The organism is Grimontia kaedaensis (genome assembly GCF_023746615.1).
GTDB classification, from domain to species: Bacteria; Pseudomonadota; Gammaproteobacteria; order Enterobacterales; family Vibrionaceae; genus Enterovibrio; species Enterovibrio kaedaensis.
This window is the reverse complement of record NZ_CP082275.1, coordinates 2,668,560-2,681,467: the sequence shown is the minus strand read 5'-3', so window position 1 is coordinate 2,681,467 and position 12,908 is coordinate 2,668,560. Positions and strand designations below refer to the sequence as shown.

Below are 12,908 nucleotides of genomic sequence, written 5' to 3'. Positions count from 1 at the left end.
TTTTCTAACTCTTTTCGGGACGACATGACATATGGACGCGATAACTCTTCTTACCCAGCGCCGCTCAATTCCTCGTTTACTGGCTCCTGCTCCGGGTGGTGAAGCTTTGGATAACATGCTGGCTGCTGGCCTTAGAGCACCTGACCACGGCGCACTGACCCCATGGGAGTTTGTGGTTGCAACTGGAGAAGGTTTGGATAAGCTTTCTGCCATTTTGAAAAGCGCGGCAGAGTCTGACAAAGAAGAAGAGGCCGTGGTCGAGAAAGCTACCAAATCGCCTTATCGCGCGCCCATGGTTATCATCGTGATTGCCCGTACCAAGCAACATGACAAAGTGCCAGTGATTGAACAGCATATTTCTGCTGGCTGCGCGGCGCAGGCGATGCAAATGGCGGCTGTTGCGCAGGGCTTCCAAGGTTTCTGGCGCACGGGTAAATGGGCGTATCATCCCGTTGTTCGTGAAGCATTCAATGTGTCAGGTGATGACGAAATTGTTGGTTTCCTCTATGTAGGTACGCCAGATTGCACGCCTGCTGGTGTGCCAAAGCGTGATACCGCAAAATACGTGACTTACCTATAACACGCTCTGTATCTTACTCAAGCAATTAACTGGATGTATATCCAGTTAATTGTTGTTAACTTCCCTGAATTTCGATAAATTGTGGGTTCATCGTCCGAGACTTCAAACGATATGACCAGACTCTTTATCGCCGAAAAACCCAGCCTAGGCCGCGCGATTGTCGCAGCACTTCCCAAGCCCCACAAGAATCACGAAGGCTATGTTGTTGCCGGAAATGGCGATACGGTGACTTGGTGTATCGGTCATTTGCTCGAGCAGGCAGAGCCAGAAGCTTATGACGAAAAGTATAAAATCTGGAGACTTGACGATCTTCCTATTCTTCCGCAGCAATGGATTTTAAAACCGCGTAAATCTGCCGCCAAACAATTAGGCGTGGTGAAAAAACTGCTCAAGCAGTTTGATGAAATCGTGCATGCAGGCGACCCGGATCGTGAAGGTCAGTTGTTGGTGGATGAAGTCTTCAGTCACGCCAAGCTTTCTGAAGCCAAGAAAAAACGAATCCAGCGTCTGTTGATTAATGACCTGAACGCCTCGGCGGTGAAAAAGGCATTATCAGCCTTACGCAGCAATATGGACTTTGTTCCGCTTTCAGTGTCAGCATTGGCGCGCTCAAGAGCGGATTGGCTCTACGGCATGAACATGTCCCGCGCCTACACCTTGCTGGGAAAGCAGGCGGGGTATCAAGGCGTGCTTTCTGTCGGTCGGGTGCAAACACCGGTGCTGGGGCTGGTGGTCCGCCGTGATCGCGAAATTGAAGCGTTTATTCCCAAGCCTTTCTATCAATTGGATGCGGTCATCCCTTACCAAGGTACCGACATTCTGGCACGTTGGCAGCCGAGTGAAGCCTGCCAGCCATGGCAGGATGAAGAAGGGCGGGTATTAGCGAGGAATCTGGTCGAAAACGTGGCGCGTCGTATTGAAGGTCAGCCTGCAACGGTGACCAAATCAGAGCGCAAGACAACCAAACAATCACCACCGTTACCTTACAGTCTGTCTGCACTGCAAATTGATGCGGCCAAGCGTTTTAATATGAGCGCCGCCGATGTACTGGCCTGTTGTCAGGCCTTGTACGAGAAGCATAAGGTGATTACCTATCCGCGCTCTGATTGCCGTTATCTCCCTAAAGGCCATTTCAAAGAAGCTCAAAGCGTCTCTACCGCGATAGCGAAAACGACTGATGCGTTGTCGACAGCGGTCAACAATGCCAACCTTTCCCTTAAGTCGAAAGCTTGGAATGACAGTAAGGTTGAAGCTCACCACGCGATTATTCCTACATCGAAAAGCAGCAGCGCATTGAGTGGGCGCGAACGTGATGTGTATGAACTCATCGCTCGCCAATACCTTATGCAATTTTATCCTCCCGCAGAGTACGCAGAAGCCAAACTGGACTTTGAGATTGCGGGTGGTCTTTTCATCGCAAAAGGGAAAAAGCTAATGTCTCCGGGGTGGCGAGCACTGCTGTCCCGAGATAAATCAGCGCAGAATGAAGATATCGAAAGTTTGGTACCACCGCTGGATAAAGGCACTGTATTGACCTGTGCGCGCGGTAATATTAAAGATTGCATGACTGAGCCTCCGCGTTATTTCACAGAAGCGACGTTGCTGCAGGCGATGACAGGGATTGCCCGATTTGTAAAAGAACCATCGCTTAAGAAAATCCTTCGAGATACAGACGGATTGGGAACTGAAGCAACCCGGGCTGGGATTCTAGATTTGCTGTTCAAACGCAGTCTGCTCTCTCGGGAGGGAAAGCAGATCCGCTCAACTGCTTCTGGAAAAGGCTTGATTGATGCGTTGCCTGAGAAAGCAGCCTATCCGGATATGACGGCGCAATGGGAACGCCAGCTTCATGATATGGCAGAAAAGAAAGGGGCTTATCAACCTTTTATGACTGCATTGGAGTCTGAATTAAATGTGCTAATGCAAACCGTCAGACATGGCTCAGTGCCGGATAGCCTTCGTTCGCTGCCAGCTCAACCAAATCGGTTCAAGAAAGGAAAGGGAAGGTCGCCAGCTAAAAAGCGCCGTTATAAAACAAAGGCCTGATTTTTCCCTGCGTTCTTCGCCTCATAGAGCGCGACATCGGCGTCAATGAACAGCTGTTGCTGATTGTTGGGCTTTTCTGGGATAGTGGTTTTCCCCCCCGCACTGATGGTCACGATCGGCGCAACGGGTGAGTCACCGTGCGGGATCTCCAGTTTGCGTACGGCTTGCAGCGCGCGGTTAGCCACAGATATTGCATTCTCTCGGTTACTGCCCGGTAACAAGAAAACAAACTCTTCTCCGCCGAATCGTGCTAACAGTGCGCCTGCGCGTCTCTCGACCTGGCTAAGAGCTCCAGCAACTTGGGTTAGGCATTGATCGCCCAAAGCGTGGCCGTATTTGTCGTTGTACTGTTTGAAGTGATCAATATCGACAATCAGTATGGTTAGTGGTGTTTGATATCTTAGAGCGCGGCGCCATTCCTCTTCCAGTCTTTCATCCAGCATTCGGCGGTTCGGCACTTGGGTCAGGCTGTCTTCACGGGAAATCTGGTTTAAGCGCCTGTTGGCTTCCTCGAGCTGGGAAGTTCTTTCTGCGACGCGGTGTTCCAGTGAGAGGTTTAGGGCTTTGAGATCGTCCTGAGCGCGACGTTGAATAAGATGCTGCGACATGGTAATACCCAATAGCTTTAACAGCTCACTGTGGTAGCTTTTTAACGGAGTCCCTGTTATCAGGTTGTCACAAGCTATCCAACCAATCGGTTCATCACCATCCCAAAGCGAGATAGTGGCATTCCACCCAGTGCCAACTTCCTTGTTGTCATGATAAAGCTCAGATCCCTCGTTAATAGTTATATGGCGCTTCTTGTCCAGCGTCGTCTTGGCATGGTGATGCTCATGAATCGCCGTACAGTACCATTGCTCATTGGTGACTTTGCCGTCGATATCGGTTCCATAAGTGCCCCGCATCAAGCCGGTGTGACTGTTGAGTAGGAATATCGCCATGCGGTCAAAATCGAGGGCATGAATACACTCATAGACGGCAGTGTGAAGCATGTTGTCCATGGAGTGGGCATGCCAGAGCCTCAACGAGATTTTGTGTAGGATATGGAGCTGTTCCAAGAGCCCCTTTTGTGAGCAGACTTCTTGCACCAGTTTCTTTTCGGTATTTTTATGTTTAGCTTGTTCACAAGCCAATAGCTGGTGTTGTAGGTGGCTATCCAGCGCACCTGAAAGCAGTAATGCCAGCATGTTTTTCGCATTGGCATCGACGGCGATTTCTTGAGTTGTTGAAATCACCAGACAGCCTAATAACTCACCACGCATATTTAGTGGGAGCAACAAATGATATTGGTCATTCCTCAGCTTGTGATCGTCAGCGGCGAGAAGAGATAAAAGCAGAGCTTGAGTCGATTCATTTAGCTCAACAGTAGGCAAGGCGGCAGTCAGGTTTTCATTTTTAATATCAGAAAGTTGCCTCCAGTCTGAGCTATTTACAGACTTTAGAAATATTTGGCAGTGGCTATCGCCAGCAAGGGTATTGAGCGTTTGCCCTAAGGCTAAACAGAATGCATCCAGGTTTTCTTGCGGAAAAATCGCTTCGCCTGTTTTCAGGCAGAATGCGTAATCCAAAGCAATCATGCCCATTACTCCCTTTGCTGACTACTGACGAAAAATGTGATTTTAGTTCTAAATCTTCAGAAGACCAGTATGACAGTAATTGTTTTTAGCAATGTCTAATTTTCCTTCATATTCGACAGACTTCACAGCGGAGTTTAGTGGTGTGTGATGTGGGTAATGAGTTTATTCACTGTAAGGTTATTTGGCTTATTCGTCAGTAAAAATATACAGTCATTGTTAGCTAATATACGCAAAAATAACGCCTACAAGAGTCATCAAGAACAGGAACCACTTGAGGAGTTTGGGATCTGCTTTAATGGCAAACTTAACGGCCAACCAAGCACCAAACATGGAACCTAACGCAAGCAGTAAACCGGGCAGCCAGAGGATCAAATCCTGCCAGATAAAGATTGCGAGCGAGACGGCAGTAAACGCTAACGTACAGACTAGCTTTAAGGCGTTACCGCGCACGAGGTCATAGCGAAGCGTTCCACACAGCGCGGCTATCAGCACAAACCCAACACCCGCTTGAACAAATCCACCGTAGAAACCCGCAATACCAAGTCCAATCCATGCTGCGGGTGTGTCCTTAACCTTACGCGCAAGCTCTCCTTCATCGGGCATCACTGCCTGAGGCTTTACCAGCATGATAAATGCCATCAGAAGCATGGTGCCGAGCAGGAGTGGCTTGATGATAGAAGAGGGCAGCCAGGCTGCGGCGGCGGCTCCCACTGCACCACCGACAAGGGTAGGGATCAGTATGGGGAGCAAATCATGGTTATCCAGACGCTTGTGGTGGCGGAATCCAGCCACGCCGGAAACGCTTTGCATAAACACACCAACACGGTTGGTGGCGTTGGCCACCTCAGCAGGCATACCCAACACAATTAATGCTGGGATGGTGAGGTTTGAACCGCCACCTGCAAGGGTATTGATAATGCCAGCGATAAAGCCAAGCACGACCAGCAAGACGCCAAAACCGATAGAGACATCCATTTCGCTATCCAGATAACTTAAATGAGGAAATGAATACTAACCAAGAAAGCAAAAACGAAAAAGCCCAAAGCTAAAAAGCTGTGGGCTTGAATAGATGGTCGGTCTGAGAGGATTTGAACCTCCGACCCCTGACACCCCATGACAGTGCGCTACCAAGCTGCGCTACAGACCGACTATTGGATCATGGTACGAATAGAGTATTTGACTGTCAATCGCCTTTCTTTATTAAATCCGCGAATTTCAATCATTTGGATAAAAAGAAACCACCTTGACGGTGGCCTCTTTTTAATTTTCTTCTGGATGGTAGAAGCGTTTGAGCTCGTGCATCACCTGCATAAGTACAGACAACTGTGGTTTGCCCTCAGGCTGAAGCTTGTAATTGCTATCATACACACGGTAGTTACCGAATTTATCCACCACCGTGGTTTTATCGGGTTGAACCACAACTATGTCACGGCTATCACCAGCAATTACCCATTTTCTCGGTTTGTCAGAAAGCTCGAATAGGTTCATGCCGCTGGTGTAATTGATTGATGGGCTGTCAACAGCCAGCATAGACTCCATCAATGTTGGCACGATATCGAGGTGTGAGCTGTAAACATCCACTTCGCGTGGTCCCTGGTTTGGCCAATGCACCACGAGTGGTACCTGCAGTTGATACTTACTGTAGTTAGTGTTTGCTCCCCAGCTGTTAGAGCCAGTTTCGTTAAACTCTGTGCCATGGTTGGAAGTAATAATCACGACTGTGTTGTCGAGCTGGCCATTTTCTTCCAAGGTATCGAGTGTCTCGCCCAACAGAGTATCGACATAATATGCCGCATTGTTGTAACTGTTTTTCAGCACTAGCGATGTTTGTTCGCCCACACTTGCCATATCGTTATCGAGTGATGGCTGGAATGGACGTTCGTAGTCACCACCCTGTTCATAATCGGTGACGCTTTTGAGTTCTAGATAGGCAAACCAAGGCTGCGTGACGCTGCCTTCCTTGATCCAGCTATCTAGGTTATCTGCGGCAATATGGTCAGCCACCCAAGTTTCAGAAGCTTGTATCTTGGAGGCTTGTTCTAAGTGTTTGCCAAAAACGCTTTGGTAATAAATTGGATTTTTAAAGTTATCTGCACTGAACAACCCGAAGCGGTAGTTGCGTTTTTCCAGAGTATCAACAATAAGTGGACTCAAGCCTTCTGTGCGAGCGCTTTGCGCGTAGCTGCCAGGTAAGCCATAGAAAAGTCCGAAAATACCAGCCATTGCATCATTGCTGGTGCTGTAATGGTGTGAGAACTTCAGATTGTTGTTGGCAAACTGGTTCAGGTTGGGCATCACCACTGGGTCCAACATATCAGCGCGCAGGCTTTCTACCATTACCACCAAAAGGTTCGGATTGAATTTTTGCGCATCAGCCGCAAAAGAGAGTTTCTCCAGCGGGTAGCGGATGACCTCACTTTCCTGATCACCAATGGCGTCTTTGCGACGCTGGTATTCCTGGCGGTCAAGCAGCCCGTATTTCTCCATGAAGGTTTTGGCCGTCATTGGATAGGAAACCGGGAAATTAGATCGTTGGGCGGTCACTGGGCTGTAAAGGAAAGCATCTGCCCAGATATGGATCAGATGACTGCCGATAAAGCAGAGCGCGAACACGCTGGCAATCGGCACACCGACTCGCTTGCGTGAAAGTTTACGAAGTTTACGCCAGACCCATTCTGAAATAATGAGCTCTAGCAGGAATATGGCAGGCACGACCACAAACAGATATTGCCAGTGGGCATTCATGTCCGTCTTTTCGCCACTGAGTAGCAATTCCCACACCAAAGGATTGAGGTGAAGATGCATGGTCTCGTAGGCGTAGATGTCCAACAGCAGGACAGTCATCCCTGCGGTGGCAACCAGAACAGCAAAGAGCCTCATTAACCGTTGTGAAGGGATAATGAAGCTTGCTGGGAAGATAACCAGAATATAGACAGCGAAAACCAGAAAACCGAAGTGACCAATCCATGTCAGTAATTGATAGGTCTGACCTAACAATGTTTCTGGCCAACCAGACTGAGCGATATAGCGAGTGCCCAGCAACATGGCTGCGATAATGTTGAAAAAGCTGAACCAGTGCCCCCAGCTCACGAGCTGGGACACTTTATCCCTGTAGGTGTTTCCGCTGTCTACCATATAAGGTCAATTCTTCTCTTTATTCTGCTGCGCGTCACTTTTATAAACGCGACTTATTACTCTGTATCGATAGAAGACAGCAGAGCTTGAGCAAATTTTTCGGCGATCACTTTACGCTGATCTGCTGGCAAGTTGTTGTTAATGATGTTGGTTGCAATATTACCAACAACCATCAACGACAGGTCAGTAGATACTTTGTGCTTTTCAAGAACATTGACCACATCGCTCAGGATCTGTTCAACGTTTTTATCTTGATATTTAGAAGTAACAGGCATAGAAACTCTTGTCTTGTGTCAGGAGAAGCCGCGTATAATACCCCACACTTTAGTCCGACGAAAAATGTTTTCAATTATGAGCCTCACGCTTTCAAACGTTATTCTTCATCAAATCAAAAAAGAGGGTGAAGACACGCTGGTTGTTCAACTGAGAGATCAACTGTTAACTCATTCACCTTCCACGGAAAATCTTATCAGCGAAATCCATCGTGTGTATAACGCGAAAGCTGGGAAAGGCTTCGGTCAATTTGCTGAAGAAAGTGAGTTTTGTGGATGGTTGAAGGCAAGTCGCAATCAAGAAATGGACTTTTTGGCGTTTTCTTCCCAATCTGCCGAGCGCCTCAAGAGCGAATTGTCGAAGTATCCTTTTGCTGATGAAGGTGTTCTGGTCATTGCGGAATACCGTTCTTTGGCAACAGAATACCTTTTCATTGGATTGCTAGAATCAAAATCAAGCATGAAAGTCACGGATGACCTGGAAATCAGCAGTACCGATTATCTGGATGTTGCCAAGATGGATATCGCTGCACGCATTGACCTTTCTACCTGGGAGAGCGATGCAGAATCCAATCGCTATTTGACTTATGTTAAGGGTCGCGTAGGGCGAAAAGTCGCAGACTTCTTCTTGGATTTTATGCAGGCAGAAGTGGGCATGGACTCTAAACAGCAAAACCTAGTATTGATGCAAGCGGTCGAGGATTACTGTGCAGATTCGCGCCTCGAAAAGGAAGAAAAACAACAATATCGCAAGCAGGTATACGACTACTGTAATGGCCAACTGCAATCTGGCGATGAAGTGGTGGTAAAAGAGCTGGCAAGTGAACTACCACAGAACGACCAGGGTGTGGATTTTTACCAGTTTGCTTCTGAACAAGGATATGAGTTAGAAGAAAGTTTCCCAGCCGATCGCACTTCTATGCGCAAGTTGACTAAGTTTGTTGGCGGTGGCGGCGGTCTATCCATTAACTTTGATAGCATGCTGTTGGGCGAGCGCGTTTTCTACGATCAGGACACGGACACACTGACAATCAAAGGCACACCACCAAACCTTCGGGACCAGTTGACACGCCGCTTGAACGTCGACGAGTAGATCACGAACAGCGATATGGAATGAAATACACTATTTCATTCCATATTGTCTTCTAAGTTAGATAATTTTAAGGCCAAATGTTTGCAAAATAAGACATATTGCCTAATTTATAAGAAACTATCGTAAATTTTTGAGACAATGTGCTTTCGTTCCCGCAATTCGGAACGGCATTGCCAGACAAAGGACTAACTGTGACACCACTGCCCGAAATGCTTCAGTTAAATAAATCTTCATTACTTTCAGGCAATGTACGCACCAGCCAAAAATGGCTGACCCTTCTTCTTTGGATCGGCTTTGGTATCTCCGTGGTATATGCCCTGATTTCCTACTCCGATATGAACCATACCCGCGAGCATGCCGGGCATGTAGTTAAACTGAACAATGCAGCTCAACAGTTGAGGCAGACGGTGTCGGCTTCAATGATTAACCAGAAAAATGAGCTCGTTCAGTTGGAAAAAGAGGTCCAGCATTTCCGCTATTTGTTACTCCGCACAAAATCTCACACCATCGAAGACAGTTGGGATGACATTCAAAGCACGCTCTTGGAAGCAGATGCCTTTGTTGAAGATGTAGATAACTTACTTGCATCTGTTTATTCGATTTCTGCAGTGACCAAGCAGTTGAAGGAACTTCATGATGATGTGAGGCAACCAGAACTTAAGCGCTTGGTCCAAGGGATCAGTAGTTATTTACTCTTTGAGCTGCATGGTCTCAATGATTCTCCTCACCGCAACCGTATTGCGCGCTTTAATGGCTACGTAGGACAGCTAGAGTCTGAGTTTTCCAAGATGCCAGAAGGCATGACACGCAGCGAACTGTTTGCACTGTATACAGGTTTGGAGCGATTGAATCGCCAGCTTGAAAGTGTGGATGCGGTGATTAATCACAAGTTTGTGCGCTCGATAACCCAACTTCAAAGCTATTGGACAACCCGAACTTTGGTGCTTCTCGACCAGACAATGACAGCCATGTTCATCGGCTTTGGTTTTCTTGTTGGCTTGATTTTCCTTTCCTCACGAAAAGACGCTGAAAGCGAAACTCATTCAAAAGATGAAAATGCCAACAGAATTAAAGCAGAGAGCAAGGCCCATGAGGGGGCGGGCGTCTTCAAATTTAAAGAACCTGATGAGCCTCTTTTTGAAGCTTCTGTATTGAAAGAGCAGCTAGAAGATGACGAAGAGGCCATTGAATCTGTGTTAACTATGTTTGTGGCTGAACACCAAAATGACGGGCAAATGCTCAGAAAACATTTTGATTCAAAAGAGATTGCCCGCACCCGTACGCTAATTCACAACATCAAGGGTGTTTCTGGCAACATTGGTGCTTCTGCGCTTCAAGCATTCTGTACCCAAGCGGATTTGCGCCTTCGAAAGGGTGAGATGATTGACGAAAACGAAGTTAAGCAGTTTGAAAAGTTGTTGAGTGTGAGCATTCAGGCTGTTTTAAAAGAGATAGAGAGATCTCACCGAACCACCGCATCTTAAGGAATCAGCGTGTTTACGAAGGACGTACCCTGGTACAAAACAATGAGCTTCAAAGCCCTTTGGATACTGGGGATGATGCTGGCCGTAGTCGTGGTGACTATCGTTTATGTGCTTGATACCACGGGTAACAGCATGGTTCGTGACAGTGCCAACCAACGAGTAGAAGCTCAGGTTGAAACCGTGGCTCAGAGTCTGGGGCAGCTTTCCAACAGCGTCGGTACCATCGCCCTTTCCCTTGCCAACTCGCTTTCGTTGCAAGATACAGATGCCGATATAGAAAAGAAGCTGGCGAGCATGTTCCGAAACCCCAATATCCGGGATATGGTTGCCAGTGGCGGCTTTTGGCCTGAACCCTACGTTTACAACGCGAATTTGGTTAAATCATCGGTATTCATCGCCGTTGAGGAAGATGGCTCATATCGCCGCATCAATGATTACAATGAAATCGATGCCACGCCTTACCAGCTTTCTGAGTGGTATGCACCTGCGAGATACGCGAAAGATAAAGCATACTGGTCTCGAGCATACATAGACCCTTATACCAACGAGCCGATGGTGACCTGTACCGTGCCTATCTTCAAAGAAGATGAGTTTGTGGGTGTTGTTACCATCGATGTCAAGTTAGAGCGATTGCAAGCATTCTTGACTCGAAGTGGAGAAAAGCTCGGCGGTTACATGCTGATGTTCGACAGGGGAGGTGCGATGATGTCTTTCCCTGACGCGAAATATGCGGATGACCCTTCCTTAACACCCTTACCTAGCGCAAAAGAAATAGCGAGCGCTGAACCAGAGTTTGCGGAATTAGCGCTAGTTATCAGTCAGGCTACGCAAGGTGAACGTCTACTTCGCCAAAGCAATTCTAATGTTATGGATTTAGCAAAGGCCATTGTCGCATCATCTCCGGAAATTGATCTGGGCTATGCAGTGTCGGTCGCTTCGGATCTGATGCCAAACCTTTCTGTATTCCGGAGCACAGAGCGACTATTTATCCACCGATTGGAAACCGATCCAATTCTCAATGAAACCACGCTCGTGTTTGGGCGTACTTTGCCTGATACAAATTGGATGCTTGTCGGCGCATTGCCTGAGCGCCTGCTTTTAGTGGAAGCAACACAACTGAAAAACGATCTTTTCTTCGCGATGGCATTAGTTGCAATTGTGCTGGTTTGCATCACTTATGTTTCGATTCATTTTCAGATCGTTCGCCCAATGGCTAGAGTGCGGAATGCGCTTGTCCAGCAAAAAGGCGGTGCGCCTTTTGCACCGATTGATTACCCAGATAAGGACGAGCTGGGCATGCTGGTTTCAGAGTTTAATCAGCTTAGTTCAAACCTTGTTGAAACCCGTGAAAGAGCCATAGAGGCCGCTCGGGCGAAGCAACTCTTCCTTGCCAACATCAGCCATGAAATCCGTACGCCAATGAATGGGATACTCGGAGCGGCATCTTTGATGCAAGATGAACCCATGTCCGGTAAACAGGCTGAATACTTGTCAGTGATCGCTCACTCTTCCCGCGGCTTGATGTCATTGATCAACAATATTCTCGATTTCAGCAAAATGGAATCTAATCATCTTAAACTGGAAGAAGCGCCTTTTGATCTTGAAAAGCTGGGTCGGTATGTGCGTGACTTAATGTTGCCGACCATCAACAACAAACCTCAGCTAGTGTTTGAATTCAGTTATCAGGATGCCTGTCCCCGTCGGTTCTTGGGTGATGCACATCGTATAGAGCAGATCATGCTCAACCTTGTTTCTAACGCGCTAAAGTTTACAGAAAATGGAATTGTTCGCCTCAGTGTTTCAATGCGTAAAGAAAATGGTGGATACACCGGTGTCTGCATCCGTGTGAAAGATACAGGTGTTGGTATTTCTCCAGAAAAACACAAGGTTATTTTTGATGAATTTCAGCAGGCTGATACTTCGACCACGCGTAAATTTGGTGGTTCTGGATTAGGGCTTGCTATCACCAAGCAGCTCATCGACCTGATGGGAGGTTCTATCTCCGTTTACAGCGAGCCTGGCTGCGGTGCTGAGTTCGAAGTTTTCCTGCCACTCCAGATAGAGAAAGATGGAGCGGATGTGAGGGGTAGAGAGTTGTTGAAGCAACACAATGGTTCTTTTAGGGGCAAACATTGTTTATTGGTGGAAGACAACGCTATCAACTTGATGATTGCAGAGAAGATGCTGGCCAAATTTGGCTTTACGGTGGACAAAGCGACAGATGGTGTTGCAGCCATCGATAAGGCGACTTTGCAGGGCTACGATGTGATCTTTATGGATATTCAAATGCCAATGATGGATGGATTGGAAGCGACACGCCAAATTCGCTCCACCAACAACTTCAACCAGCACACACCGATTGTTGCGATGACAGCGAACGTGCTGAAGGACGACATTTGGCGTTGCATCAGTAATGGAATGCAGGGGCATATTGGTAAACCACTGCGTGAAAACGATATTTATGTCGCCTGCGCGAAAGTGTTATCCGTAGAAAAAGAGGTGTGAGCTGACAGGGCAGAACCCTTCGGGCAGCGTTTGTGGGGACTTTCTGCTGCGTTATCGGCTTCTCATGTAGGCCAGCTACATGTCGAAGCCTCTGCCTTGCATAAAATCCCCACAAACTGCTGCAAAAACCATCACCAACGGTCAACAGGTCCTAGTGTAAAGCCGGTGACTTCTTCACCAAAGCTTGATCTTGGTCAAAGGAATTTAAGCGCCGCT

Annotated in this window: 9 protein-coding genes and 1 tRNA gene; 5 read left to right on the top strand and 5 right to left on the bottom strand. The window is 47.5% G+C overall.

Going from position 1 to position 12,908, the window contains the following annotated elements:
• Positions 1–31 precede the first annotated feature (31 nt).
• Positions 32–580 (top strand): NAD(P)H nitroreductase, encoded by a 549-nt coding sequence (locus K6Q96_RS12150; RefSeq protein ID WP_251876038.1) that lies wholly within the window; start codon positions 32–34, stop codon positions 578–580.
• Between the two features lie 111 nt (positions 581–691).
• A complete protein-coding gene (locus tag K6Q96_RS12145) occupies positions 692–2,626 on the top strand; it encodes a DNA topoisomerase III (protein WP_251876036.1) in 1,935 nt (644 codons plus the stop codon).
• Here the strand turns inward: K6Q96_RS12145 and K6Q96_RS12140 are convergent.
• The 5 genes from K6Q96_RS12140 to K6Q96_RS12120 all read right to left on the bottom strand — a co-directional run bounded on the left by K6Q96_RS12140 (position 2,608) and on the right by K6Q96_RS12120 (position 7,613).
• Positions 2,608–4,203 carry a GGDEF domain-containing protein gene (locus tag K6Q96_RS12140; RefSeq protein WP_251876034.1) on the bottom strand — a complete coding sequence of 532 codons (1,596 nt, stop codon included), beginning with the start codon at positions 4,201–4,203 and terminating at the stop codon, positions 2,608–2,610. The two genes, K6Q96_RS12145 and K6Q96_RS12140, sit on opposite strands and share 19 nt — an antisense overlap.
• Before the next feature lie 216 nt (positions 4,204–4,419).
• On the bottom strand, positions 4,420–5,178 hold the full coding sequence (locus K6Q96_RS12135) for a sulfite exporter TauE/SafE family protein (protein ID WP_251876032.1): 759 nt from the start codon (positions 5,176–5,178) through the stop codon (positions 4,420–4,422).
• Positions 5,179–5,273: 95 nt separating this feature from the next.
• A tRNA-Pro gene (locus K6Q96_RS12130) sits at positions 5,274–5,350 on the bottom strand.
• 113 nt (positions 5,351–5,463) lie between these two features.
• Entirely contained in the window at positions 5,464–7,338 is a 1,875-nt protein-coding gene (locus K6Q96_RS12125) for a DUF3413 domain-containing protein (RefSeq protein ID WP_251876030.1), read from the bottom strand.
• A gap of 56 nt (positions 7,339–7,394) precedes the next feature.
• Positions 7,395–7,613, bottom strand: a complete 219-nt coding sequence (locus K6Q96_RS12120) for a DUF1414 domain-containing protein (RefSeq protein ID WP_251876028.1) — start codon at positions 7,611–7,613, stop codon at positions 7,395–7,397.
• A 76-nt stretch (positions 7,614–7,689) separates the two neighbouring features.
• On the opposite strand from K6Q96_RS12120, the gene yejK reads away from it, so the two are divergent.
• From yejK to K6Q96_RS12105, 3 genes are all read left to right on the top strand, one after another.
• Positions 7,690–8,703: a nucleoid-associated protein YejK gene (gene yejK / locus K6Q96_RS12115; protein WP_251876026.1), complete on the top strand. Its 1,014-nt coding sequence runs from the start codon at positions 7,690–7,692 to the stop codon at positions 8,701–8,703.
• A 191-nt stretch (positions 8,704–8,894) separates the two neighbouring features.
• Positions 8,895–10,187: an Hpt domain-containing protein gene (locus K6Q96_RS12110; RefSeq protein ID WP_251876024.1), complete on the top strand. Its 1,293-nt coding sequence runs from the start codon at positions 8,895–8,897 to the stop codon at positions 10,185–10,187.
• Positions 10,188–10,196: 9 nt separating this feature from the next.
• On the top strand, positions 10,197–12,692 hold the full coding sequence (locus K6Q96_RS12105) for an ATP-binding protein (protein ID WP_251876022.1): 2,496 nt from the start codon (positions 10,197–10,199) through the stop codon (positions 12,690–12,692).
• The last annotated feature ends 216 nt before the right edge of the window (positions 12,693–12,908 follow it).